This window comes from Microbacter margulisiae, assembly GCF_014192515.1.
GTDB lineage: Bacteria > Bacteroidota > Bacteroidia > Bacteroidales > Paludibacteraceae > Microbacter > Microbacter margulisiae.
Genome location: NZ_JACHYB010000001.1, coordinates 2,031,229 through 2,057,788 on the forward strand (window position 1 = coordinate 2,031,229; position 26,560 = coordinate 2,057,788).

Here is a 26,560-nt window from a genome sequence, read left to right on the forward strand (position 1 = left end):
TATCGAGTAGCGTTTATTACAACAATAAATCAAGCGCTATCTCCTACTTTCTTCAATTTTTCGGGGGTATGATCTGGCACAGGCTCTTCTACAAGGGCAATCGTATCATTTTTAATATTAATCAGATCAATCAATTCGTGTAATCCCCTCAGAAATTCATCAAAATCTTCCTGATATAGAAATATTCTATGTCTTTCAAACGAAACAATAGGATTGTCAGCATCATTAACAATTACTTCCTTTTTACTTTCGGTAATTACCAGATAATAATCGCCAAAACGACTCTTCTTCATATCGAAATAATAAATTCGCTTACCCGCTTTGATTCGTTGGGAATAATAAATATCTCGGTCATTAGGCATATCTTCATTTTGAGAATTAGATTCCTTCATAACAAGATTCACTTTGATGTTTGTAATATTTTTGCCAAATATGCGAATAATATTTTTATTTGTCAAACAAATAACACAAATAATTGTCAAAAGAAAATAGGTCGAACAAAACCATTTTTTTTGATTTATATTTGCAATAAGATATTCAGCATTCGATTAAAAAAACACATCATTATGGAACCCAATTTTGTGACCATTGCCATTCACACACCAGAGCGAGCCCAGGTACTAAAAACTTTATTAGAACAAGATGGCATTGAGGTACAACTCCATCCTGTCAACGAATCAACCACTGAAATTACGCCTGGCGTTCGGGTTAGAATTCCTGAGAATGAACTTTCTCATGCATTATTAATTGTAGAGGAAATGGAGTACGCTCAACATCAAGGAGAAAATATTTTGAACAAAAAAAATCAGAAAGAGATTCTCATTCCGGTTGATTTCTCTGATTATTCAATCCGCACCTGTGATCTGGGAGTCAAAATGGCAGCATCTATGAAAGCTCGCGTTGTGCTTTTACATAGCTACTACAGCATGAATTTTTCCATGATGCAGCTCACAGAAACTTTATCTTATGATATTTATGAAAACGAAACTATTAAAGAGCTCGTGCGAAAAGCGGAAGAAGACATGCACAACCTGTTTAATCTGCTAAAACGCAAAATGACGCAAGGGGAATTACCCAAAGTACCGATCACAACAGAAATTCGCGAAGGTATTCCGGAAGATGTCATCCTGACTTACGCCAAAGAACATGATCCAATATTAATCATAATGGGAACAAGAGGGAAAGATCAAAAAGAATCGGATCTTATAGGAAGCGTCACTGCCGAAATCATTGACAGAAGCAGGCATCCGGTTTTAGCTGTGCCTGAAAACGTACCACTTGCCGCATTTGAAGAGGAATTAAACGTTGCATTTGTGAATAGCATCGACGAAAAAGACCTGTTGGCTTTCGAAAAAATGATGCAATTATTGACTACCTTCAAGAAAAAGATTTTCTTTACTCAAATATTGCCACGCAAGGAAAATCCCGGGAATGAAAAACTCATTGCCAGACTACATGACTATATCAAACACCATTATCCGTTATTCAAGACCGAATATGGCACCATCAAAGAGGCTGATCTATTAGCAGAATTAGAGTCATATATCCACGAACAACGCATTGGATTAATGGTGATCAATTCACACAAACGTAATATTTTCACTCACCTGTTTAACCCCAGCATAGCCCACAAAATGATTTTTCATTCAGACACACCTTTATTAGTTTTTCATTCGTAATATCAAACGCAATAAAAAAATAAGCCGTATGAAAACACATCTCATACGGCTTATTTTTTAACAATTAATATTTACTTCGAAAAAAACGCTTTTACTTCGTCGTTATGTACCATTTCTTCTTTAAATATATAAGCTCCAGTTTTAGGAGACTTTACCATTTTAATCACTTTGGCATACGCACGACCTTCTCCTGTTTGCAATGATGCAACTGCTTTCTTTGCCATAGTTATCTAGTTTATTTAATTTCTTTATGAACTGTTACTTTTTTCAGAATAGGATTGTATTTTTTCAATTCTAACCGACCCGGAGTATTTTTACGGTTCTTGGTTGTAATGTAACGAGATGTACCTGGCATACCACTATCCTTATGCTCCGTACATTCCAAAATGACTTGAATTCTGCTTTCTTTTGATTTCTTTGCCATGATACTGTCTCCTTCGAATTAAATGTATAAATATCCTTTTTCTGCTGCTCTACGGATAGCTTCATTCAGGCCTAATTTATTAATAGTACGAAGACCAGCTGCAGATACTTTAAGACTAATCCACATATCCTGTTCTACCCAATAAAATTTTCGTGTAAATAAGTTTACATCAAAAACTCGCTTTGTACGGCGTTTCGAGTGCGAAACATTGTTGCCGGTCATTGCTTTTTTCCCTGTTATTTGACATGTCTTTGCCATAGCGTATGCTTATTTTATAATTTATTCTCTCACAGAATGGGAGCGCAAAGGTAACTAATTTTTCATGAACCACCAATTGTCTGCCCATTTTTTTCCAAGAATATTTTCACGCATACAAAAACCTAAGGAGACAGATCAGATTCAGTTCTCTGGTTTTGGCTAAAATAGTATACATTTCTCTATACAGCAAACACTTAAAAAACATCATTACACATTCATTATCCGAATAATCAAGATAAATCATCGTCCTCTTTCAAAGAAATATGAATCACAGTATCTTTGCAAATAAATTTCGGTATAGGTATGATAGCCCTAATGGATTGTAACAATTTCTTTGTATCATGTGAACGAATTCTTCGTCCTGATTTACAAGAAAAACCTGTATTGGTACTATCCAATAACGATGGATGTATCATTTCCCGAAGTAATGAAGTAAAAGCAATTGGTATTAGAATGGGACAACCATTTTTTCAAACTAAGAAATTAGTACAGCAATACAATATTGCTTGTTTCTCTGCAAATTTCGTTCTGTACGAAGAAGTTTCACGGCAAGTCATGCAAGTACTGGAAGAGTTTACACCCAATCCGGAGGTTTACTCAATTGACGAAGCTTTTTTAAATCTACCAGACGATATTCCTCATTTTCGTCAGATAGGATATGATATTGTTAATACTATTCACAGACAAATCGGAATACCCGTAAGCGTTGGCATTGCACCTTCCAAAACATTGGCAAAAGCCGCTGCCGATATAGCAAAAAAAGATGCGCGGTACAAAGGAGTAGCATGTATTGACACGCCCGAAAAAATAGTCAAACTACAAACTATCTTGCCTATTGGGGATATATGGGGCATTGGGAATCGTCATGCACGATTTTTAACTAGCAATAGCATTTTCACTGCAAAAGATTTTGTAGATAAACCCCAACAGTGGGTACGCCATTATTTCTCTATCGTGGGCGAAAAAACCTGGCGTGAGCTACAGGGAGAAGCTTGTTTTGAATACAACAGATCTCCCGATAAACGGCAACAAATTATGGTATCGCGCAGTTTTGCGTCACCGATAACCTCCTATGAAGAATTACGGGGGCCAATGGCTTTATTTGCAGCCTCAGCAGCTTATAAACTACGTCAGCAAAACATGGTAACTTCGCAAATCGAAATATTCCTTTCCAACGGGCGTTTTCCTTCAGCTAACGAACAAAAGATATGGCAATCAACTACTGTATCTTTTGCAACTCCTATTAGCAACACGATAGAAATAACTGACGCTGCATTACAAGGGCTACACAAGATCGCACAAAAAGGAATAAAATATAAAAAAGCAGGTATCATTCTGCGTTCTCTTACCCGAAGAGAAGGAATCCAGACTAATCTTTTCGACACAACTAATCATTCTAAAAATCAAAAAATCAGCGATATAATGGACTCTATTAATCAAACATACGGTAAAAATCACCTTCGGTTGGCTGTGCAAGCAACAACTAGCCCTTCACGACAAGAACGACTTTCCACTATACCTACTTCACAAACAGGAAAATCAAAGAAAGCATAATCTTCAATCAATGCAAACCAACTGATCCATAAACCAATTAGGACGTGAACCAATTTCTCCGTGACAAGGAGCGTTGCCCACGCCGCGCAGTTCATTGACTATGGTTTGAATAAAAGGAAGTTGGATATGCTGAGGTTGCTCGGTAGTAAACAAATGCGAACCTTGACCATTTTCCAAAACAATCGGAGTAAATCCAAAAACAGAAAAAGTCAATGTCCCCTCCGTTCCAACAATCTCTACCCGATCGCTATCAGCTACAGGAGCAGATACGAAACTCCACAAAGCATTACCCAACACTCCAGATTCAAATGTAAAGGTGGCGGTCACACTATCTTCTGCATTATAAAATCCACCACGATTCGCTTTAAAGCCCTGCACCTGGATTATTCTCCCCAATAAAAAATCAAGAATATCGACTGTATGAGGAGCCAAATCAAACAGATAGCCACCTCCGGAGACGGTAGGATCCACACGCCATGTGTGCTCGCCTGGATTTAGATCAACAACCATAGGGGCCCGAAACTGACGGACTAGCACCGAAATAATTTTTCCTAAACGACCGGCATCAAGTAACGATTTTATTTTGATAAAATAAGGTAAGCTCCGGCGATAATGCGCCACAAATAAAGGCATGTGCGTCTCTTCAGAAACAGCAATCATAGTCTGGCATTCAGTATAATTCATTGCCATCGGTTTCTCCACATAAACAGCCTTTCCCGCCCTCATTGCCCGAATAGCATATTCAGCATGCGCCTGCGGAGGAGTTGCCACATAGACAATATCCACTTCTGAATCAGTCAACAAAGCCTCCGCATCGTCATACCAACGCTTGGCTCCATGTCTTTTTGCAAAATCGGCTGCTTTGACTATGTTTCGGCGCATTACTGCAATTAATTCAGAATGCTCAATTTTGTAAAATGCCGGTCCACTTTTCACTTCACACACATCTCCGGCACCAATAATTCCCCATCGAACAGTTTCCATTGTCTATTGTTTTGTAGATAGAAACACAAAGATAAAACATAAGCGACAAAAACAAATGTTGAAACAGTTTGTTTTATGCCGCCTATGCATCGGAATTAACTAGAGTGATAGAAAAATTGAGTTAACCTGATTTACTTAAAAGTTAGGGGTTCATCCCTAATGCTTCTATATATCCTTTATTAATAGAACAATGTACAAACTTTATATTGTCAAGTAATTCATTTAGTGCAGTTTTCACCACTTCTTGTGATGGCCTGTTTTTGCGGATTTGATCAAATACAGAGTGATCCTTTTCGGTAAATGCGATAATCTCATCCCAATTTCTCGGTTTTTGAATGGAAACCATGCATCGGGTATTTTGCATCTTTTTATATGGCCAAAATGTCCATCCCATATGATTTTGTTCAAGTAAACGACGGAATCCACCTATCCAGGCATCACTATTTTCACCTGTCTCTCCCATATAAAGAGGCAGATTAACTTTAGCGCGAAAGTCCAGAAAATCCTGAATCGCATTTTGTACCGTGTCACATCCATAGCGATGACACGTATACATCATATTGTTATCAAACTTGGAATCATTAAACACCTTAAAATTACCATCCCACTGAGCCCCACCAAGTATTACAATATGATTTTTATCCACTTGGCGAATAGATGCTACAACCTTTTTATAAAGAGGTTCCAACTGTTGATTCAACATTGCAAGATCAGGGAAATAGGGAGCAATGGGCTCGTTTAATAAGTCATAGCCTAACACCGTCGGATTATTGGCATAGTGGAGTGCAATCTTTTGCCAAATGGCGCAATATTTCTGTTGTTCCTGTGTATTCACCATCAACCAGGGATAGCCATAGCTATCATCAATATTATCTCCTGTCTGCCCGCCCGGAGCATCGTGCATATCCAAAATCACATACAACCCCTCGGCATGACACCAAGCAATTACTTTATCAAGTAATTCAAAACCACGCTTTGGATTATTAGCTCCCATATAATCTTCATACGTAAAGAGCTTGTAATGAAAAGGTATTCGAACTGTATTCATTCCTGTTTCACGGATGAAATGAATATCTTGACGGGTAATATATGTATCCTGAAATTGTTGCCAGAAATGATTTACAAACTGCGGCCCTACCATTTCTTTAAATGCCTCGTCTATAGAACGGAAACAACTGGTTTTATTAAAAAGAAACATATATCCTTCAGGATTAAGCCAGTTTCCCAAATTAATACCTTGAATCAAAAACGATTTTCCATTGGGTGCTATCAGATTTTGATGTTCTACATGAAAGAAATGATGCTCTACCTGACCAATGGGTTTGGCAGATGTTATTGTTATCGTTAAAAACAATGATATAACGCCTGTTATGAACGATTTTAAATAATGTGTTGCCATCCGGATTCCATAGTTTAATGTTATAACTCAAGAACAAATACTTATTGGTATGAATATACTCTCACATAATCAATATAATACGTCTGTGGAAAAATAGAATCATCCACTCCCTGAGCTCCTCCCCAATTACCTCCGATAGCCAGATTAAGAATGATAAAACAAGGCTTGTTGAATGGCCAGTTTGAAGCCGTTTTTACTGCAGGACTATATGTATAATAAGGTTTTGACGGATCGTCTATGTAATATTCTATCTTACTTGGAGTCCATGTCATCCCATAGATATGAAAAGTAGTATCACAATCAGGCACTTGGACGCGCCCAAAATTGACGGTATTACCATAACTCGACGGAGTATGTATCGAGCCTTGAACCCATGTTGGGTCATAACCGACATTTTCCATAACATCAAGTTCTCCGCAAGCAGGCCAGCCCACAGATCCAATATCGGCACCAAGTAACCAAAATGCCGGCCACGTTCCCTTTCCGGTTGGCAGTTTTGCCCTGACTTCTATACGTCCATAAAGGAATTCTTTCTTACCATTTGTGGTTATCCGGGACGAAGTATAATCTCCAACATGTTGTCCCGGGCCAACCAACCTGGCAACAATAGATAACATTCCATTGCTTACAATGGCATTCTGCGTGGTATAGTTTTCCCATTCATTATTGCCCCAACCGCTATCTCCGGTTTCATAATTCCAATTGTTCATATTCAGAGCCGTACTGTCGAATTCGTCACTCCATATGAGTTTATTTGGAACATACGCCGGATCATCGGCAGCAATGGTTATCGTTTTTGAAGCAGTCACAGCATCTCCACTAGGCAAAAAAATTGTCAATGACACTGTATACGTTCCTTTCTTGGGAAAATAATAGACAAATGTAGTATCCTGCTGAAGAGTCTCCCCTTCTAGTGACCATTCCAGATAACTATAGTTACCTGTAGCTTTAGAATGGAACACAAGATAATTTGTACTGTCCGTTGTATTTTTAAGATTAAAACTAAAGTCCACCGTAGGAGACCCATAATTAATTACGGAGGCGACACTTTTTTTCCCACAGCCCAAAAAGGCCAGAAAAACACCTACAAACAAAAAATATTTCAACACTTTGGTCTTCATATAATAATTATTTATTTCTAAGCACAACACAAAACGTCCATCAGCACATTATTTGTCAACTAAATAATCCCATCAACACTGACATTTATAATTAGAATCACCATATATAAGTTGCAACAGATCCGGCATTTAAGCTGGTTTGAAATATCCGGCCAAGATACCATATGTCAAAATTTTGCACCCCATCTCCATTATTAATCACAATAAGTACTATTTTCCCATCGGGTCGTTTGAATGCTACATCGTTTAATTCCAAAACACGATTGGAAGCAATGCGAACCGAACCAGGACGAACAAACTTGGCAGCATGGGCAATAACATAATAAGCAGGATTGCGTGTAACGGAGTCTCCCTGAATGGTTATTGCCCCAAGACAAATATTACAACCTCCCCTATCGGTATGTGGCGTATATTGTGTATCAGAAGCAAGATTCCATTCTATGACATTTTTACACCAATTGCGGGTAGCGCCAATAATCAACTTATTGATATGTTCAGGGATGTCCTTTGAAAAATATCCGGGAGCTCCAACCCATTGTTCCGTAAAATAGAGATTCTTCTCAGGGAAAGCGTTATGTACATCAGATAATGCTTGAATACTTCCTCCATATAAATGAAACGCTGAACCATCAATATACTTACGGGCTTCGGGATCATTAAGAATTGATATCGGATAGTCTGGCCGATCTGCGTTATGGTCATAAATAATAATTTTGGTGGTCAATTTTGCAGTCTGAAAAGCAGGCCCAAGATATTTTTTCACAAAAAGGTCTTCCTGAGGTGCATACATGAGCATACTTGGATTATTGCCAGGATGAAGCGGTTCATTTTGTACGGTAATAGCATCAATATGAATTCCTTCTTTTTGCATGGCAATAATATAATGTACCAAATATTTGGCATAAACAGCATAATATTCAGACTTTAAACTACCACCACGCGTATCTTGGTTCGTTTTCATCCATGCAGGAGCAGACCAAGGAGAACCCAGAATTTTTATTTTAGGATTAATCGAGATAATTTCTTTCAGAATAGGAATAACATCATATTTATCCGGCCCAAAGCTAAAATTTTTCAGTTGAGGATCAGTCTGTCCTGCCGGAACATCATCGTATGAAAACGCATGATCATTCAAATCGGACGAACCAATACTGATACGTAAATAACTTGTTCCGATATTATTCTCCTTATCAGTAAACAATTCTTCCAGCAAGGCATGGCGTGCAACAGGACTCATTTGTTGAATCAGCATGGCACTTCCCCCAGTCAAAGCAAATCCGAAGCCATCTATCGTCTGAAAAGTTCGGTTATCTTCCACACAAATCAATGGTGTGTTACCAAGATCATTGGCTTTGCCAAAATTCAAAGATCCATGTTGCTGCTGAAACAAAACTGTCTTATCGGTATTTGTAAGCCACATTTGGACATTCTGAGACATCGTTGTTCGCCCAAAACAAATCAATAAAAAGCTAAGAATAACATATCCCGATTTTTTTTTCATCTTCTCTTTATTTATATCCTATTCAACAATTAAAGTCGAAATGGAATGTGGCAGACTGGCTGTACCGGCTGCGCTACCTCCCACCCAAAGATGATAAGTGATTTTGGTATCCGTCGGATTCATGACAATAACAGCAAGTTTGCCATCTTTATTGATAAACGCGGTCGTAAGTAGTTGACTGCTGCTGGAGGAGCTGATAATCCGCTTCGCTCCCGGACGGACAAATTTTGAAAACTGACCAATGTAATAGTAAATATTCGTGTAAATAAGTTGCCCCGTTCTGGTATCGGCAATAATAGGAGCAAAACAATAATTTCCAACATGATTTGGCCCCCCTTTTTCGTTAAGCAATACATTCCAGTCTGTCCAACCTACTGTACCGGCATTAAAATCATGAATCATGGAACGTCCATATTTTTCGCCAAGGCTCCAGTCATGTACCTGATTGAAATTAAAGCGATCAACACATCCTTCCGTAAATAGAAGATGGGTATTCGGGAAAGCTTCCTGAACCCGTCTTTCATTGTTAAACATCATCTTTCCTCCAGACCAGGATTCATACCAATGATAACCAATACCCCAAACATATTTAGCGGCTTGAGGGTCATTCAAAACAACACTGGCACGATAATAGAGCAAATCCCGGTTATGATCCCATGCAATAATTTTTTTGCTACCCAATCCATCACGCTCCAAAGTAGGACCAAGATAATTTTTAATAAAATCCCGTTCGTCTTGAGCAGTGTAAATACATGATTCCCAAATTTGTGTGGCTAACGGTTCGTTTTGTACTGTCATTCCCCAGATGTGAATTCCCTGAGCCTGATAGGCACGAATAAACTTCACAAAATAATTTGCCCACGCCTGACGATAGCGAGGAAGCAATTTACCTCCGTGCAACATGTCATCATTGCTCTTCATCCAAGCCGGAGGACTCCACGGACTGATAAAAAGTGTCAGGTTCCCATCGGTAGCTGCAATAATTTTTTTAATAAATGGAATACGGTATTTTTCATCATGCGCTATGCTAAATGTTTTAAGCAAAGAGTCATGATTGGCCACATAGGTATAACTGTCACTGGAAAAATCACAACTATTGATATTGGTTCTGCCCAGGGTATATCCAATTCCTTTTTCAGGATTATAATATGCAGTCAGAAATTCTTCCTGCGATTTTTCAGGCAATTTGGCAAAAGTTTCTGCCGAAGCATCGGTCAAAGCGCCTCCAATGCCCAGCACTGATTGAAACGTTTTTGTCGGATCGACAAATATCCAGTTGCCTTTATTCATCTCCTGAGACGTAGGCTGTAATTGCAACGAACCTGCATCCGACAACCGTAAAGTTGTATTTTTTGCAGTAGTATAAACCTCTACCTTTTTGCCGGAGAAAGTAGTTGTCTGCCCCCATGCGAACGTTGCAAACAACACAAATAAAGCTGCAAATAGTGGTATAGCAAATTTTGCTCTCATATAAAATTATAGTTTTGTAATTACCAAATAAATGTTCCTACTGCTCCGGCCATTAATGTTGGCGAAACAATCTTTCCATTAAAACGAATATTGAAAGTGGTTGTTGACAAACCCGTATTCAGTACTATTAACACCTTCTTCCCATCCGGCGTCTTAAATGCCACATTGGGCAGATTATCAACAACAGAAGAGGCAATACGTACCGAACCTGGTCGCACAAACTTGGCTGCATGTGCAATAATGTAATAGCTGACATTTCGGGTCACCGTTGTTCCAATGGTAAGGGCTCCCAAACAGGTTGAGCATCCTCCGTTAGTATGTAATTGCAAATTAGGATCGGATGCCAGATTCCATTCCAGGACATTTTTACTCCAGTTACGCGTTGCGCCAATAATTAAATTCTGAATATGCCAATCAAGATCATCGTGGAAATTACCTGTAGAAGAAGTGTATTGTTCGGTAAAATAAACGTTTTTATTAGGAAATAAATCATGTACACTGGACATAGTATTAATATCTCCAGCATATAAATGAAATGCAGAACCATCAATATAAGGATACGCTGCGGTATCACTTAAAATATCAGTGGCATATTCCGGATGATCCAAGTTATGATCGTATATAATAATCTTAGTCGTGATATGATTTGCTTTAAACTGAGGTCCAAGATAATTTTTCACAAAATCATCTTCTTCATTGGATTGCATAACCATTGCAGGGTTATTATATGCATTTAATGGCTCATTTTGAGGCGTCACTGCTGTAATGTTGATGCCGGCAGCCTGCATAGCCTCTATATATTTCACAAAATAACGCGCATACACATTATAATATTCTGGTTTTAAGCTTCCACCCACAAAGCTTCCATTCGTTTTCATCCATGTTGGAGCCGTCCATGGTGTTGCAATAATCTTAATTGAAGGTTCAAGGGCAACGATTTTCTGAAGGATAGGGATTAAATCCGTTTCCTCCTGATTGATACTAAAGTTCTGTAATGTAGTATCTGTTTGACCTGCTGGAACTTCATCATACGTAAACGGAGCCACGCTTAAATCAGATGCACCAATGCTTATCCGCAAATAGCTTACTCCAATGTCAGTCGAATCGGTCAAAAACAGCTCTTTTAATAACGCGTCTTTTGTTGTTTCCGGGAGACTGTTGATCAATGAAGCGCTAACTCCGGTTAAAGCAAAACCAAAGCCATCAATTGTCTGATAGGTTTGTGTCGTATCAATATCAATGGTTGGATTATTGTTGGTTGACGAAGTAAAAATAAGGCTCGTATTTGTTTGTTTCTGGAACAAAACCGACTTATCAGCACGCGTCATCCAAAATGTGACATCAGTCTTAACAGGCGTTTGTATTGTATCACCTGTGTTCGGCATAATTTCATCAATGTGGTTGTTATTCTTACATCCTGAAATTATACTGACAAACGGCAATATAAGAAACAGCCATAAATATTTTTTTTTGAACCTGTTTACCATATTTTTTACTACAAGAAAGACAAAATCACTAAGTATGAAAATTTTACAATAGACATCCGAAGCTTTTTACACTCCGGATGTCTGAAAACTACATAAATCAACTAATACCTATCAGAAATGTGCCTTTTTAGTTATCAGCACAATATTATATATTTTTGAAAAACATGTCTGGGACATTAATATTGAGGATTTTGAACCATTTGCGTATTAGTCAGTTCTGACAATGGAATAGGTAATATTTCATTTTTACCTGCTACAAAATGTTTTGAAAATCCATTTGCCATATTATCCAACACACTTGGAGCATCTCCCCAACGTACCAAATCGAAGTAGCGTTCACCTTCAGTAGCCAGCTCCATGCGACGTTCAAATTTGATAGCTGTCATTGATACCGGAACAGATGGTAAACCGACTCTGGCCCTAACCGCATCAAGTAACGCCTGAGCACGGGACAAGTTAGTATTCGACATAACCAAAGCTTCTGCTTCCATCAAATAAGTGTCAGCTAAACGAATTTCAATATAATCCTGATCAAAATTTAATTCTTTTGTTCCTGCACTACTTGTATATTGGAGTAAAGGAGCATATTTAGCCATAAAATATCCGGTAGCAGCATAACACTGACTCTTTGCATAACTACATTGGCCTGCCTGAACCAGACTATCCAGATTGATAATCGTATATTTATAGCGAGGATCATACTTTCCATTCTGAACCATTGCATTAACGAGATCAGGAGTAATCGGATCAAAACTCCAACCGGACAAGAAATTTGGAGCCGTACTGTTACTTCCAGACTGAGAGTAACCTCTCGGCCCTACCATAATGCTATAGACATTCGATTTGTATTGACCCCAGTTTCCCCATCCGTAATTTTGACTTCCGGTTTTTTGAATTTCAAAAATCGACTCTGCGTTAAACTTATTATTCGGATTGAAAATATCTCCGTAATTTGCCAGCAAATGATATCCGAAACGACTTGTTCCTCCAGGAGTATCTCCATTAACATCTTTCAAAATGTTAGCAGCATCAGCCCATTTCTTTTCATACAAATAAACTTTGCCCAGAAGAGCTTCAGCAGCACCTTGTGTTGCGCGCCCATTTTCTGACGAAGGAACAGTTACGGGTAAATCCGGAATTGCGTCTGTCAAATCCTTTTCTATTTGTGCATATACCTCAGAAGCCGTAGCTTGTTTAGCTGCATAAATTTCATCTGTTGTTTGCGGAGTGGTAAATAATGGGACATTTCCAAACCAAATTACCAAATTAAAATAATAATGAGCTCTTAAGAATTTGGCTTCTGCCGTATAGCGAGTCTTATCAGCATCGCTTAATCCAGGCACTCCATTAATCTTAGAAAGAATCAAATTACATTGTTTAACGCCAACAAAATTGACATTCCACATATCAACAGGCATATTAGCCGGAGTCAATTGAGTCATATCATTCATGGCCTGCCATTGGCTCATATCAGAAGGACCTCCTCCTCCGGCATAGCAATCATCCGAAGCTGAATTTGCTACTCCAAGAGGGCTACAATAGGTATTCCCAGTTTCTGTATTTAAAGCACTATAGGCGGCTACCAATCCTGCATACGCTTCACTCGGATTTGAATAATAGTTTGATTCGAGCGATTCTCCCTTAGGCGTAATATTCAAAAAAGAGTCGGAACAGGATGTAATTACTACGGCACTTATTGCTATGATGAGTCCGCTTAATAATTTATTGTGTTTCATTTCTTTATATTTTTATTATTTATTTCGACAGTGCGATTTCATGAATCAAATCGCATTTGATAAGGTTTTAAGTTTATGAAAGTCCCTATTAAATTCCTACGTTAAGGCCAAACATATAAGTTCTTGCTTGTGGATAGATACCACGATCAATGCCATAGCTGCTACCACCAACCTCAGGATCATAACCTGTGTATTGAGTAATCGTAAATAAATTGCTAACACTGGCAAAAACTCTGACTGATTGGAATCCAATAGCTGTCATCCACGGTTTCGGTAATGTATAACCTAACTGAATGGTTTTGATACGGAAATAAGCTCCATTTTGCAAATAGAAGTTCGAAGGATTGCCAAAATTATGATTTGGATCAAGATCTGATAATCTTGGATAATTACTATTTGAATTTGTAGTTGTCCAAGCATTCAGTGCAGCAATTGGGTAATTGGCGGTAGTAATGTCCAATCGGCGATATGCCTGGAATATTTTGTTTCCCCAAACGCCTTGCCCAAATACCATAAAGTCCCAATTTCTCCAGCCTAAATTCACAGTCAACCCATATGTATAGTGTGGATATGGATCTCCCAACCATGTACGGTCATTTGAATTAATCACGCCGTCGCCATTAACATCTTCCCATTTGAAATCTCCAGGTTTTGCATTTGGCTGGATTAAATTTCCATTTTTATCTTTGTAGTTATCTATTTCGGCTTGTGAATGGAACACTCCTAATTCTTTGAATCCATAGAATGCATTAAATGGATGACCAACGGCTGTACGAGAGAGTGGATACTGAGAATTTTGAAATGTTGCCCCACCATCTAAATATTGTTTGCCTTGACCTAAATAGGTAATTGTATTCTTGTTATAAGCAATATTTCCTTGAACACCTAGTCTAACCTTACCAAAACTTTTATTGTACCCAATTTCCAATTCAAATCCCTTGTTTGTCAAATCGTCAATATTTGCCCACGGGTCAGAAGTGTACCCCGAAAATCCAGGAATTTGAACTGTCGCTAACATCCCGGTTGTCTTTTTATTGTAATAATCGAAAGTAACCGTAAGACTTTTCAATAACACAGCATCAAAACCTGCATCAAGCGAACTTGTTTGCTCCCATTTAAGATTTGGATTGGCAGGAGTGGTAGTTGAATAACCGATTGCCAAGCCATCAGTACCAAAGACATAATTACTTCCGCCACCACCGGAGATGATGGATTCATATTGAAAATCATTTAAAGACATATCATTCCCCACAACTCCATAAGAAGCACGAAGTTTAAGGTTATCAAGGAATGTATTTTGCGGGAAAAATTTTTCCCGAGTTATTACCCATCCTATCTGAGCAGAAGGGAAAGTTCCATAATGGTTATTTGTCCCAAATTTAGAAGATCCGTCACGACGAACTATGCCTGAGAACAAATATTTTTCATCATAATTATAGGTTAGACGTCCAAAATAGGAGCTTAATGCGTATTCCTGTCTATCATATGCATTTGCGATACGCTGCGTGGTAGGTAAGGAAAAGTTGAACGAAGCATCCTGATAGTTAGTTACAGGTTCTCCCTGATAGGTAACATTCAATCCATCTTCAGTTTGTTTTTCAGCACTCATCCCCATCATAATAGAAAAGTTGTGAAGCCCTATCTGATCAGTATAAGATACAGTATTATCCCAGTTCCAGGTCAGGTTTTGATCGCTTTCACGATACTGACTTACCATATTGGTATTATTATTATTCGGATTGAGATAATAAAGAGGAGTAAATGATTCATTCCCCCAAAATGCCTTTTTGACGTTCATTTGCGAACGTAAATTCAAACCTTTGATAGGATTTACATTAATATAGGCATTACCAACCATATTATCCGACCACCCATAATTTCCTTTTTGTACTTGTTCATAAGCAAGTGGATTGGTCATTTCTTGTCCTACAATATTGGAAATACCATAGTACATTCCATTAGGAGCTTGAAGTATGTACGGAGATGCGTAAGTATTATTCGGATCGTTCGCAACCGTTGAAGCGCTTACATAAACAGGCGTCAAAGGGTCTAAATTTAATGCAGAACTTAACGGCCCTCCAAATTCACTATTGGTATTTAATCCAGTTTGATTCTTTTCGTAGGTATAACTCAGATTTTCACCGATCGTTACATATTTCCCAATTTTGTAGCTGGTGTTGGTTGTCAAAGAAAACCTGTTATCATAAGCAATTGAAGGAGCAACAATACCTTTCTGGGCAATATAACCCAATGACACATAATAGGTAGATTTATCGCCACCTCCTGATACGCTTAAGCTATGGCTTTGATAAGGAGCACTGCTAAACAATTCATTTTGCCAGTCTGTACCTGCACCATAAGAAGTTGGATTTGCAAATACAGGAGCACTTCCGTCATTCATAACCGATTCGTTCCGTAATTCTGCATATTGGGTTGCATTTGTAAGTTGAACCTTCTTAATTGCATCCTGAATTCCCATTTGCATGTTGTAATTCACTCTCATCGGTTCTCCAATTTTCCCTTTTTTAGTAGTAACCAAAACAACCCCATTGGAGGCGCGTGTGCCGTAAATTGCACAAGAAGCAGCATCTTTCAAAACTTCAATCGATGCAATATCATTTGGATTCAGATATTCCAACCCTCCATTCATAACAACTCCATCAACAACATATAAAGGGTCGCTGTTATTAATAGAAGTAATACCCCGAATCCGAATGGTAGGTGCACTTCCCGGTGCTCCTGAACTTTGTGCTACAGTAACACCGGAAGTCAGCCCCTGTAACGCATCATCCAAACGGGTTAATTGTTTGTTATCAATTTCTTTTGCAGAAACGGAAGAAATTGCACCGGTAATCAAGCTTTTCTTTTGAACACCATACCCGACAACGACAACTTCATCCATCTGTTTGGTACTCTCCTGCAGCACAACATGCATATAGGTTGCCTGCCCTATCTCTTTTTCCTGTTTTTGATAACCAATAAAACTAAACACCAGGGTCTTTGTACGCGCATCAGAAATGTCTCTCAATGTAAATTTTCCATCTACATTGGTAATAGTCCCCAATGAAGTACCTTTAACTAACACAGCTACTCCAGGTAAAGGTTGATTTTGGGCATCCACCACTACACCTGAAACGCTTTGCGCCATTATTTTGCTTATAGAAAACAAAATAATCAAAACAAACATCACTCGTTTCTTCATAGTTACATTTTTATGCCTCGCTCTTTTTACAGCTCGGCGGTTAAACATATTAAATAAAGCTCGCTCTTTTTTCGTTGAAAGTATAAACACAATATGAGAACATAGAAACACAAACAATGCTTGCGTTCCTACACAACAAAGAGATACTTCCATTAAGGGGATTGTATATCTCTATATCATTGATTTTCTTTTTGATTAAAATACATATCCGGCTGTTCGGATCGAACAATGCCTTTGATATAAGAAAGGATAGATCAGTGTAAAGTATTTTCATGTGCGCTGTTTTTTTACAAAAAGAGCATTACCTTTGCTTCGAAACAACAACGCTGAAAATGATGTGTCGTTTCATGATAAACTTAAGTTTAGACATAAGGGCTCTAAAAATTGACGGAACAAAGATAAACGAGAGTTTCTCTCAAAGTCAAATATTCCAAATCTACAAAACCTCTATTTTTGATGTAAAATACCTCTATTAAACCTCTACAATGTATCTAATAAAATTATGTATATCAATATACTGCAAATCATATTATCCATATTTTTTATTATTCTTTGAAAAAAGGTATTTTCAATGTCGAATCCTCTTTTGATGTCTACTTTTTAACAAATAACTTGCCATGAAATACGTTTCTTTTTCTTTTATCATGCTGTTTTTAGCTCTGTGGGTAACAGCAAAAGCAGATATTTCGCAAATAGTCAACCAATGTATTCCAAAGCTAACCTATTTTGACAAAACCGTTTATAATGCATCCAATCAAACCTGGGCAATTGCACAAAATGAGAAAGGATACCTTTATTTCGCAAACTCCGGGGGACTATTAGAATATGATGGTAGTGAATGGACTCTTTATCAGATTCCTCACAATTCATCTGCAGTCCGAAGCGTGTTAATAACAAATGACCAACGCATTTACGTAGGCATGCAGAATGAATTCGGCTTTTGGGAAAGAGATCCCTATACGCGTAAGCTACTTTACACATCCATTTCGACCGAACACAATATTCGTTTTACAGATGAAAATGATTTCTGGAAAATAATACCTTTCCAGGGCGATATTTATTTCAACTGCTTCCAGAACATCTATAAATATTCTCCGACCACCAATCAGGTAACCATTATCAAAGCTCCAACCCGGTTTCAATTTGCCTTTGCCGTAAACAATCGTTTTTTTGCCCAGGATAAGACATTGGGATTGATGGAGTTGAAAGATGGAATCCTAACGCCGGTTGCCGGTGGAGCTGTTCTCAAAGGAGATTGTGTTTATGGAATGGCTCCCCTGAATGATAATGACATTTTAATAGCAACGATTGACAAAGGACTTTACCAGCTTGTTAACGGAAAAGTAACAAAAAACAACTGGGCATGTAATGATTTTTTAATCCGGAATCAAATCTTCAGTATGACTATGCTTCCCGACGGAAGATATGCTTTTGGCACCATTCTCAATGGATTACTGATTACCGACCACACAGGAAACATACTATCCAATATCAACAAACTGAAAGGATTACCCAACAATACAGTTCTGAGTATTTTTCTGGATCATAGTAATAATATCTGGCTGGGACTTGATCGTGGCATTGACCACATCCAATTAAACAGCCGGATCCGAACCTTTCCTGATCCTAAAGGCGAATTAGGATCGGTATATCAGGTTGAACAATACAATGGAAATCTTTTCTTTGCCACAAATCAGGGATTAGTCTATTGCAGTCTCAAGGATTTTAATTATCCCGATCGTGAAGTTGAGTTCCATATTATGCCGAACACACAGGGACAAGTATGGAGTTTACTCAAAATAAATAATCAATTGCTTTGTGCACACAATCAGGGCTTGTATGTTGTAAGCGGAAACACAGGACGATTTGTGTATACAGGCAGCGGTATTTCGAACATGCTTGAAATGAATAGCCATGTGGTAATGTTGCTTTCATATGATGGATTATGCATGTTGAAGATGAACGGAACCCAATTTAATGTTCAACCTGAAGCTGTTTATCCATACAATGCAGCATATGCTGCAAAAGACAGAAAAAACGATCTTTTCATCGGGAATTACGCCAGCGGAGTTTATCGTATTCAATTTGATTCCACTTTTAATCACGTCATTTATGCAAGCAATCATCTGGAAAGTTTAGGAATACATAATTCAACCGTCCAAAGGATGTATTCTTATGACAATAATCTCTATTTACTCGATACCATGGGAATAATGCAGTTCGATTACGCACAAAACCACTTTGAACCCATGCAGGCTGTCAACCGGTTGCTCCCTACGCATAATTCCCTTTACAGATTGCAATTTTCAGGGAATGACCTGTGGTGCTTTGGATCAAAACAATTCTACTGTATCCGGAACTATAATACTTCAAGACCCTATCTGATTTCTAAAAATCTGGAAACATTGTACCCGGAAGTCATAAGTAACTATGAAGCTATCAAAAAATTAGATGCCGACAACTATCTGATATGCACATCCAATAGTTTTTCTGTGGTCAACATCAATTATGCGATATCCAACATGAAGGAAAACCAGGTATATATCAGGGACATTGGAGAATTCTCCAATAAAATGGTTTCCAAGTCGTTGCCTCATCCCATAGCATATTATGCTTCGCATTTCATAGAGTTTCCCCATAGCGCCAATACCATTTATATTCGATTCACATTGCCCGATTATGAAAACACCGGTGAAATCGAATATAGCTACCGGCTATCGGGCAAAGGAAGCAATAATAATTTCTCCATTCCATCGCAAAATAACATCGCCACACTTTCTAACCTCCCATCAGGTGACTATGTTTTTCAGGTTAAGGCAACCGTCAAAGGCACCAATCAGGTCTTTTATTCGCAATTGCTGAAAATCACCATTCTTCCTCCCTGGTATTTCAGTTGGATTGGATTTATTATTTTATTAATTCTTTTAGCCCTCTTAGCCTACGGGCTTTATTCCTATATCCAGTGGAAACTTATGAAACAGCATCAACGTATTTCAGAACAACATGAAAAGGAAATAGCCATTGTGGAAACAAAGCTACTACAGGAAAAGGTAGAAAAACAGAACGAAGAGCTTTCCCGTATCACAAAACATATGCTACAAAAAAGCAGGCTTATCAATAAAGTGGATGCAGAAATTGAAAAACTGGCTGCCGATCAGGCTGTTCCGACAACACATCTGCGGGGATTGAAAATGATTGTCGAAAAGAATAGGAATCCGGAAAAAGAATGGGAAATGTTTGAGATGAGTTTCAACAAAACATACGACAACTATCTAGTAAAACTCAGTAATCGCTTCCCGGGACTAACCACGGGGGATCTTAAACTGGCCGCTTATATCCGAATGAATATTAGCACTAAAGAAATTGCAGGATTATTAAATGTATCCGGGAAAAGTGTCGAAATGGGACGCTATCGTTTACGCCGGAAGCTAAATCTTCCTCATGATCAAAACCTGACAGAATTTCTTATGAGTTTATAGAACAATTTATGGCTAATCATCCTGAGACGTTATATTAAAAACAGGACACACAAAAACATAATACATTATATACCTGTCATTTATAAACTATATGCAAATATCACGCCAGAGTTGATCCATGCTTTGGATAAAAAATATTGAGCCACAGGCATAATAGATAAAATTCATTATCTTTGCAATTCAATTTTCAGAGCTAATGAGCTGTATATTTATGGATAGTGTTTAATCTAAAACAAGAAAAAATGAAAAAAATCAGTATCGTAATGTCCATCGGTTTGGCTTTAATCCTTACCATGTCGTCATGTCAAAACCAGAAAACTGTTACATTAAAAACCCAATTGGACAGTTTAAATTACGCTTTTGGGGTACTTAACGGACCGCAAGTAAAAGCATATTCTTTGCAGGGAGATACATCTACTAAAGCTGTCGATGCCTTTATCGAAGGATTTGAAAAAGGTTTAGGTTCAAAAGACAAACATCTTGCACAATATGCAACCGGTTTGAATATTGGCGCTGCATTAAGAAAACAAGCAAAAGCCGGTCTACTCGGAGACAGCACATTGACCATGAATCTTGACTTAATCAAGGCTGGTTTGTTCGCTGCAATGAAAGAAAAAGGCGTACAAATGAAACCTGAAGTTGCTGAAGCATTTTTCCGCGCTACAATGGAAAAATACCATCAGGAAAAAATGAAAAAACAATTTGGTGCAAACCTGGCAGCCGGTCAAAAATTCCTGGCTGACAACAAAACAAAACCGGGTGTAATCACTTTACCTGACGGTTTGCAATATCAAATTCTGAAAAAAGGCAATGGCCCTACTCCAAAAGCAACTGATCGGGTACAGGTTAACTACAAAGGCACTTTGATTGACGGAACTGTATTTGACAGCAACGATGGCAAAGCTCCTGTATCATTCGAGGTTGATCAGGTGATCAAAGGCTGGACAGAAGCATTACAACTGATGCCTGTAGGCTCAAAATGGAGACTCTTTGTACCTCAGGATTTAGCATACCAAGATCAGGACAGAGGCGTTATCAAACCTTTCTCAACTTTGATTTTTGACATTGAATTGGTTGGTATTGCTCAACCACAAACTGCAAAATAAAAATCTTTGATTTTCATCAAAAGCCGGTTCGAACAATTCGAACCGGCTTTTTTTATGTCCGGCGGAATTATTTTCGAAAAAAGCAGGAGGCTGCCATCATGACATTGTATATGAAGGGAACCGATGCATGATTTCCGGATTCTTCCCTTGGTCCATTCTCCAGTCTGAATTAAGGTCCATGCTCCGAGTGCTAAAACATGCCTTTGTCCATTGCGTTGCCAACAAAAAAACATACAAAAAAGCAAAACCATGATTGTATATAAATCGCATATCAGAGTTTTATACACAAAAATGCTGGTAGTGTCCAAAAATTTGTGTAAACGCATTCTTATCTCATTTATTATTATTTTTTCTTTTCGAATCCCCTCTCAAAATTTTTGAGGGGTTTGAAAAGAAAAAACTTCCGTTTTTATTTTATTCTTAAACTAGTGTCACTAATATTTGCTCTATCAGGATATAAAATCATAAACTGATTGGCAATCAATGGCCAGTTGGAAACTTTTGCACTCCAAGATATTGAGGCTTGTTGGATCGCCAGATACACTGCTTTTTTCATTGCCTGATCATCAGGAAACATCAATTTATTTTTGGTGTATTTGCGTATGCTTCGATTTAGATTTTCAATCACATTAGTGGTATAGATAATCTTTCGTATTTCGGCTGGATAGGTAAAATAGGCTGTCAGATTTTCCCAATTTGCAATCCAGGATTTAATGGCATAAGGATATTTCTCTCCCCATTTAGTTTCCAATTCAGCAAAAGCTTCCCCAGCAGCATCTAAGTTTCGGGCCTGATACACTTGTTGAAGATCATGCATAAAACTCCGTTTTTCCTTTGTCCCAATATAGTTCATCGTGTTTCTTATCTGATGAACAATACATAATTGTGTTACTGTTTCCGGAAACACAGCCTGAATAGCCTGGGTTAGCCCTTTCAGATTATCTGAACAGGCAATTAAAATATCTTTCACCCCTCGTTTCTTCAAATCATCCAACACGTTCATCCAAAATGAAGCCGATTCAGTTTCATTGATCCACATACTAATAACTTCTCTATGTCCATTGGTATTTAAACCGATAATCAGATAAACGCTTTTACTTATTATCTTACCTCCTGAACGAACTTTGATACGAATACCATCTAACCAAACAATCAGATAAGTATCATCCAATGGACGGGTTTGCCAGGCTTCTACATCGCTCATTACCTGATCTGTGATATTGGATATGGACGAAGAACTGATAGTGACACCATAAATGTCTTTTATCTGAGCTTCTATGTCACGAGTCGACATGCCTCGTGCATACAAAGAAATCACAACGCTTTCTATCTTGTCTATTACTTTTTGACGCTTGGGCAAAACGATGGGATTAAACTCACCCTGACGATCGCGGGGAACCTCTATAATTATTTCTCCACTACTGCTCTTTACTAACTTGCGGGTTTTTCCATTACGAGAGTTCCCACTGCCATTTCCTTTGACTGAGTGCTTGTCGTAGCCAAGATGTTCGCTCAACTCACTTTCTAACATCTTTTCTACTCCCCGCTTAAATAGCTTATCCATAAAACCATTTATGTCTTGCATGGTCTTGAAACCCTTGAAAAAATCTGTTGGTAACTGGGAGAAAAGTGCCTCATCTTCTGCACTCAATTTTGATAATACTGATTTCTGCTTTTTCATGTCCTTTTTTTTCTGTTATAAAAATAAGCATTTATTTCTATTTACACAGTTTTTTGGACGGTCTCAAAATGCTTACAAACATTGATGAATTTCGGGTAGTGTCCAAAAATTTGTGTAAACGCATTCTTATCTCATTTATTATTATTTTTTCTTTTCGAATCCCCTCTCAAAATTTTTGAGGGGTTTGAAAAGAAAAAACTTCCGTTTTTATTTTATTCTTAAACTAGTGTCACTAATATTTGCTCTATCAGGATATAAAATCATAAACTGATTGGCAATCAATGGCCAGTTGGAAACTTTTGCACTCCAAGATATTGAGGCTTGTTGGATCGCCAGATACACTGCTTTTTTCATTGCCTGATCATCAGGAAACATCAATTTATTTTTGGTGTATTTGCGTATGCTTCGATTTAGATTTTCAATCACATTAGTGGTATAGATAATCTTTCGTATTTCGGCTGGATAGGTAAAATAGGCTGTCAGATTTTCCCAATTTGCAATCCAGGATTTAATGGCATAAGGATATTTCTCTCCCCATTTAGTTTCCAATTCAGCAAAAGCTTCCCCAGCAGCATCTAAGTTTCGGGCCTGATACACTTGTTGAAGATCATGCATAAAACTCCGTTTTTCCTTTGTCCCAATATAGTTCATCGTGTTTCTTATCTGATGAACAATACATAATTGTGTTACTGTTTCCGGAAACACAGCCTGAATAGCCTGGGTTAGCCCTTTCAGATTATCTGAACAGGCAATTAAAATATCTTTCACCCCTCGTTTCTTCAAATCATCCAACACGTTCATCCAAAATGAAGCCGATTCAGTTTCATTGATCCACATACTAATAACTTCTCTATGTCCATTGGTATTTAAACCGATAATCAGATAAACGCTTTTACTTATTATCTTACCTCCTGAACGAACTTTGATACGAATACCATCTAACCAAACAATCAGATAAGTATCATCCAATGGACGGGTTTGCCAGGCTTCTACATCGCTCATTACCTGATCTGTGATATTGGATATGGACGAAGAACTGATAGTGACACCATAAATGTCTTTTATCTGAGCTTCTATGTCACGAGTCGACATGCCTCGTGCATACAAAGAAATCACAACGCTTTCTATCTTGTCTATTACTTTTTGACGCTTGGGCAAAACGATGGGATTAAACTCACCCTGACGATCGCGGGGAACCTCTATAATTATTTCTCCACTACTGCTCTTTACTAACTTGCGGGTTTTTCCATTACGAGAGTTCCCACTGCCATTTCCTTTGACTGAGTGCTTGTCGTAGCCAAGATGTTCGCTCAACTCACTTTCTAACATCTTTTCTACTCCCCGCTTAAATAGCTTATCCATAAAACCATTTATGTCTTGCATGGTCTTGAAACCCTTGAAAAAATCTGTTGGTAACTGGGAGAAAAGTGCCTCATCTTCTGCACTCAATTTTGATAATACTGATTTCTGCTTTTTCATGTCCTTTTTTTTCTGTTATAAAAATAAGCATTTATTTCTATTTACACAGTTTTTTGGACGGTCTCTGAATTTCGTACAAACATCGAGTCATTTCGGTCAAGAAATGAATTATTTCATACACGAAATAAAGCATTTCGTACAAGAAATGCGTCATTGCGTATACGAAACGGAAAATGTTGGCAAGAAATGAATCATTTTCGTATACCAATTGGTCATTACGTACATGAAATAGCTTATTTCGTACACGATATGCATCATTTCGTGTACGAAATGAACGAATGTGGACAAGAAAAGGATCATTGTGTGCATGAAATTATCCATTTCATTAAAGCAATGGAACGTTGTTTGGAGAAAATACAAAAAATCAAACACAATATTTTATTTATTGTCAGGAATATAGACTATGTATGCCAAAAAATCGTTATTTTGGACAAGAACTAAACGATTTCAGATATAACATGCCCAGCATTGTATATATATTCATTCTTAAAGAACAAACAAAAGCCATAAATTGTATGCCATGAGTAGTTTTCAGCTATCTGCTTTTTTTACTTTGGGGCTCGGAGGATAAAAAACCGGAATGATTTCAACGTAACAAGCTGATATTTTTACTTCAGAAATTAATTCGTTACTTTTGTACATTAAAACTCTACAACACTAAATTTGTTGCAAGTTATCTCCAATAACGTTCAGACGGAACATAAATTTTAATAGATGAGACGTTTACTAATAACATTTGGGTTCCTCTTGTTCAACTTCTATGCTGGCATACTTTTTGCTCATCCCTTCACCGTAACAATTGATGCAGGACATGGAGGAAAAGATCCGGGAGCTATCGGATCTTTTGCACAGGAAAAAAATATTAATCTGGCCGTAGCATTAAAATTGGGAAAATTGATTCAAAAGAATTGTCCCGACGTGCGTGTGGTTTACACCCGGAAGACAGACATTTTTATTCCTTTGGAAGAACGGGCTATGATTGCAAATAATGCGCATTCAAATCTTTTTATTTGCATTCACACCAATTCATCGCCAAATCCGCATGTGACAGGAGCTGAAACATACGCTCTCGGATTAGCCAAAACGAAAGCCAATATGGATGTGGCCCGACGCGAAAACTCAGTTATTTTACTCGAAAACAATTATAAGGAGAAATATCAGGGATTTAACCCGAACTCGATTGATTCGTACATTATGTTTGAATATATGCAGGATAAATATATTGATCGCAGTATACAATTCGCATCAGATGTAGAAAATGAACTTACAGCCAACGCGAACCGCTCTAATCGTGGCGTCAGGCAGGCAGGTTTTTGGGTTCTTCATCAAACTTCAATGCCGGCTGTTCTGATCGAATTGGGGTATATCACGAATGAAAAGGAAGAGACTTACCTGACATCAAACAAGGGACAGAATCATTTGGCTGAATCCATATTCAAAGCGTTTCTTGAATTCAAACATGAATATGACCGCAAAACAAACAATCATTTTGTTGCCTCAACAGAAGAAAGTTCTCCCAGCGTGGCGGCAGATACCAGCAATAACAATGATACGGCTTCACAAAACCAGACCATAAAGGTTGACACGGTAAAACCTCAAAAAGAAATCAAAGAAGAGCCTGCACAAGCGCCCAAACATGAAACTCCAGCACAAAAACAGGTAGCAACGCCGCAGGTAACTCATTCCCAAACACTGGTTTCACAGGAAAGAAAGACGCAGGATGCCCCAATCTTTAAGATCCAGTTTCTGCTATCCAGTAAGAAGCTATCTTTAAACAATTCGCAGTTCAGGCATTTGCACCATGTCAGCTTTTATCAGGAAGATCATTGGTATAAATACACTGCCGGAGATACTTCCAACTATCGTCAGATCATTGCAGAACATCAAAAAATCAAAAAATTGTATCCTACCGCATTTGTGATTGCATTTGTGAATGATCATAAGATTCCATTAGAGGAAGCTATCCGGCTCTGGAGGGCAAATCAACAAAAATAAAACTC

19 protein-coding genes are annotated in these 26,560 nt (G+C 38.0%); 5 read left to right on the top strand and 14 right to left on the bottom strand.

Going from position 1 to position 26,560, the window contains the following annotated elements; all coding sequences use genetic code 11:
* Positions 1 to 29: 29 nt before the first annotated feature.
* The gene (locus tag FHX64_RS08275) at positions 30 to 392 is read right to left on the bottom strand and encodes a DUF3276 family protein (RefSeq protein WP_183413306.1); all 363 of its coding nucleotides are present in this window, start codon (positions 390 to 392) and stop codon (positions 30 to 32) included.
* Positions 393 to 566: 174 nt separating this feature from the next.
* On the opposite strand from FHX64_RS08275, the gene FHX64_RS08280 reads away from it, so the two are divergent.
* Complete coding sequence (locus FHX64_RS08280; RefSeq protein WP_183413307.1) at positions 567 to 1,679, top strand: universal stress protein; 1,113 nt, start codon at positions 567 to 569, stop codon at positions 1,677 to 1,679.
* A 71-nt stretch (positions 1,680 to 1,750) separates the two neighbouring features.
* Here the strand turns inward: FHX64_RS08280 and FHX64_RS08285 are convergent, their stop codons facing one another.
* Genes FHX64_RS08285 through rpmB form a run of 3 tightly spaced genes read right to left on the bottom strand, consistent with a single transcriptional unit; the run spans position 1,751 to position 2,361 of the window.
* Positions 1,751 to 1,903 carry a DUF4295 domain-containing protein gene (locus tag FHX64_RS08285; protein ID WP_183413308.1) on the bottom strand — a complete coding sequence of 51 codons (153 nt, stop codon included), beginning with the start codon at positions 1,901 to 1,903 and terminating at the stop codon, positions 1,751 to 1,753.
* Positions 1,904 to 1,914: 11 nt separating this feature from the next.
* Positions 1,915 to 2,103: a 50S ribosomal protein L33 gene (gene rpmG / locus FHX64_RS08290; RefSeq protein WP_183413309.1), complete on the bottom strand. Its 189-nt coding sequence runs from the start codon at positions 2,101 to 2,103 to the stop codon at positions 1,915 to 1,917.
* A gap of 18 nt (positions 2,104 to 2,121) precedes the next feature.
* Positions 2,122 to 2,361 (bottom strand): 50S ribosomal protein L28, encoded by a 240-nt coding sequence (rpmB, locus tag FHX64_RS08295; protein WP_183413310.1) that lies wholly within the window; start codon positions 2,359 to 2,361, stop codon positions 2,122 to 2,124.
* Positions 2,362 to 2,664: 303 nt separating this feature from the next.
* On the opposite strand from rpmB, the gene FHX64_RS08300 reads away from it, so the two are divergent.
* The gene (locus FHX64_RS08300) at positions 2,665 to 3,915 is read left to right on the top strand and encodes a Y-family DNA polymerase (protein ID WP_183413311.1); all 1,251 of its coding nucleotides are present in this window, start codon (positions 2,665 to 2,667) and stop codon (positions 3,913 to 3,915) included.
* Positions 3,916 to 3,918: 3 nt separating this feature from the next.
* On the opposite strand, the gene FHX64_RS08305 is transcribed toward FHX64_RS08300, so the two are convergent.
* The 8 genes from FHX64_RS08305 to FHX64_RS08340 form a co-directional block, all read right to left on the bottom strand.
* Complete coding sequence (locus tag FHX64_RS08305) at positions 3,919 to 4,899, bottom strand: Gfo/Idh/MocA family protein (protein WP_183413312.1); 981 nt, start codon at positions 4,897 to 4,899, stop codon at positions 3,919 to 3,921.
* A gap of 142 nt (positions 4,900 to 5,041) precedes the next feature.
* Positions 5,042 to 6,298 (bottom strand): glycoside hydrolase family 5 protein, encoded by a 1,257-nt coding sequence (locus tag FHX64_RS08310; RefSeq protein ID WP_183413313.1) that lies wholly within the window; start codon positions 6,296 to 6,298, stop codon positions 5,042 to 5,044.
* A gap of 41 nt (positions 6,299 to 6,339) precedes the next feature.
* Complete coding sequence (locus FHX64_RS14265) at positions 6,340 to 7,419, bottom strand: glycoside hydrolase family 16 protein (RefSeq protein ID WP_221202169.1); 1,080 nt, start codon at positions 7,417 to 7,419, stop codon at positions 6,340 to 6,342.
* Positions 7,420 to 7,516: 97 nt separating this feature from the next.
* Positions 7,517 to 8,920, bottom strand: coding sequence for a glycoside hydrolase family 30 protein (locus FHX64_RS08320; RefSeq protein ID WP_183413314.1), 1,404 nt, complete (start codon positions 8,918 to 8,920; stop codon positions 7,517 to 7,519).
* A gap of 18 nt (positions 8,921 to 8,938) precedes the next feature.
* Positions 8,939 to 10,390 carry a glycoside hydrolase family 30 protein gene (locus tag FHX64_RS08325; RefSeq protein WP_183413315.1) on the bottom strand — a complete coding sequence of 484 codons (1,452 nt, stop codon included), beginning with the start codon at positions 10,388 to 10,390 and terminating at the stop codon, positions 8,939 to 8,941.
* Between the two features lie 20 nt (positions 10,391 to 10,410).
* Positions 10,411 to 11,775: a glycoside hydrolase family 30 protein gene (locus tag FHX64_RS08330; RefSeq protein ID WP_183413316.1), complete on the bottom strand. Its 1,365-nt coding sequence runs from the start codon at positions 11,773 to 11,775 to the stop codon at positions 10,411 to 10,413.
* A 278-nt stretch (positions 11,776 to 12,053) separates the two neighbouring features.
* Positions 12,054 to 13,613 carry a RagB/SusD family nutrient uptake outer membrane protein gene (locus tag FHX64_RS08335; protein WP_183413317.1) on the bottom strand — a complete coding sequence of 520 codons (1,560 nt, stop codon included), beginning with the start codon at positions 13,611 to 13,613 and terminating at the stop codon, positions 12,054 to 12,056.
* Between the two features lie 88 nt (positions 13,614 to 13,701).
* A complete protein-coding gene (locus FHX64_RS08340; RefSeq protein WP_183413318.1) occupies positions 13,702 to 16,815 on the bottom strand; it encodes a SusC/RagA family TonB-linked outer membrane protein in 3,114 nt (1,037 codons plus the stop codon).
* Positions 16,816 to 17,432: 617 nt separating this feature from the next.
* On the opposite strand from FHX64_RS08340, the gene FHX64_RS08345 reads away from it, so the two are divergent.
* Together FHX64_RS08345 and bamJ are read left to right on the top strand one after the other, a co-directional pair.
* Positions 17,433 to 20,294 carry a triple tyrosine motif-containing protein gene (locus FHX64_RS08345; RefSeq protein WP_183413319.1) on the top strand — a complete coding sequence of 954 codons (2,862 nt, stop codon included), beginning with the start codon at positions 17,433 to 17,435 and terminating at the stop codon, positions 20,292 to 20,294.
* Between the two features lie 242 nt (positions 20,295 to 20,536).
* A complete protein-coding gene (gene bamJ, locus FHX64_RS08350) occupies positions 20,537 to 21,400 on the top strand; it encodes a BamJ family beta-barrel-assembly machinery protein (RefSeq protein WP_183413320.1) in 864 nt (287 codons plus the stop codon).
* A 409-nt stretch (positions 21,401 to 21,809) separates the two neighbouring features.
* Here the strand turns inward: bamJ and FHX64_RS08355 are convergent, their stop codons facing one another.
* Complete coding sequence (locus tag FHX64_RS08355) at positions 21,810 to 23,081, bottom strand: IS256 family transposase (protein WP_246392280.1); 1,272 nt, start codon at positions 23,079 to 23,081, stop codon at positions 21,810 to 21,812.
* Positions 23,082 to 23,288: 207 nt separating this feature from the next.
* Positions 23,289 to 24,560 carry an IS256 family transposase gene (locus tag FHX64_RS08360; protein ID WP_246392280.1) on the bottom strand — a complete coding sequence of 424 codons (1,272 nt, stop codon included), beginning with the start codon at positions 24,558 to 24,560 and terminating at the stop codon, positions 23,289 to 23,291.
* A 714-nt stretch (positions 24,561 to 25,274) separates the two neighbouring features.
* Between FHX64_RS08360 and FHX64_RS08365 the strand changes: the two genes are divergently transcribed.
* Entirely contained in the window at positions 25,275 to 26,555 is a 1,281-nt protein-coding gene (locus tag FHX64_RS08365) for an N-acetylmuramoyl-L-alanine amidase family protein (RefSeq protein ID WP_183413321.1), read from the top strand.
* Positions 26,556 to 26,560 lie beyond the last annotated feature (5 nt).

Coding starts and splice junctions, on each gene's coding strand:
- FHX64_RS08345 (WP_183413319.1), top strand. CDS start 17,433: ATGAAATACGTTTCTTTTTCTTTTATCATGCTGTTTTTAGCTCTGTGG.
- FHX64_RS08335 (WP_183413317.1), bottom strand. CDS start 13,613: ATGAAACACAATAAATTATTAAGCGGACTCATCATAGCAATAAGTGCC.
- FHX64_RS08305 (WP_183413312.1), bottom strand. CDS start 4,899: ATGGAAACTGTTCGATGGGGAATTATTGGTGCCGGAGATGTGTGTGAA.
- FHX64_RS08310 (WP_183413313.1), bottom strand. CDS start 6,298: ATGGCAACACATTATTTAAAATCGTTCATAACAGGCGTTATATCATTG.
- rpmB (WP_183413310.1), bottom strand. CDS start 2,361: ATGGCAAAGACATGTCAAATAACAGGGAAAAAAGCAATGACCGGCAAC.
- FHX64_RS08330 (WP_183413316.1), bottom strand. CDS start 11,775: ATGCCGAACACAGGTGATACAATACAAACGCCTGTTAAGACTGATGTC.
- FHX64_RS08275 (WP_183413306.1), bottom strand. CDS start 392: ATGAAGGAATCTAATTCTCAAAATGAAGATATGCCTAATGACCGAGAT.
- FHX64_RS08285 (WP_183413308.1), bottom strand. CDS start 1,903: ATGGCAAAGAAAGCAGTTGCATCATTGCAAACAGGAGAAGGTCGTGCG.
- FHX64_RS08325 (WP_183413315.1), bottom strand. CDS start 10,390: ATGAGAGCAAAATTTGCTATACCACTATTTGCAGCTTTATTTGTGTTG.
- FHX64_RS08300 (WP_183413311.1), top strand. CDS start 2,665: ATGATAGCCCTAATGGATTGTAACAATTTCTTTGTATCATGTGAACGA.
- FHX64_RS08360 (WP_246392280.1), bottom strand. CDS start 24,560: ATGAAAAAGCAGAAATCAGTATTATCAAAATTGAGTGCAGAAGATGAG.
- FHX64_RS08320 (WP_183413314.1), bottom strand. CDS start 8,920: ATGAAAAAAAAATCGGGATATGTTATTCTTAGCTTTTTATTGATTTGT.
- FHX64_RS08340 (WP_183413318.1), bottom strand. CDS start 16,815: ATGAAGAAACGAGTGATGTTTGTTTTGATTATTTTGTTTTCTATAAGC.
- bamJ (WP_183413320.1), top strand. CDS start 20,537: ATGAAAAAAATCAGTATCGTAATGTCCATCGGTTTGGCTTTAATCCTT.
- FHX64_RS14265 (WP_221202169.1), bottom strand. CDS start 7,419: ATGAAGACCAAAGTGTTGAAATATTTTTTGTTTGTAGGTGTTTTTCTG.
- rpmG (WP_183413309.1), bottom strand. CDS start 2,103: ATGGCAAAGAAATCAAAAGAAAGCAGAATTCAAGTCATTTTGGAATGT.
- FHX64_RS08365 (WP_183413321.1), top strand. CDS start 25,275: ATGAGACGTTTACTAATAACATTTGGGTTCCTCTTGTTCAACTTCTAT.
- FHX64_RS08280 (WP_183413307.1), top strand. CDS start 567: ATGGAACCCAATTTTGTGACCATTGCCATTCACACACCAGAGCGAGCC.
- FHX64_RS08355 (WP_246392280.1), bottom strand. CDS start 23,081: ATGAAAAAGCAGAAATCAGTATTATCAAAATTGAGTGCAGAAGATGAG.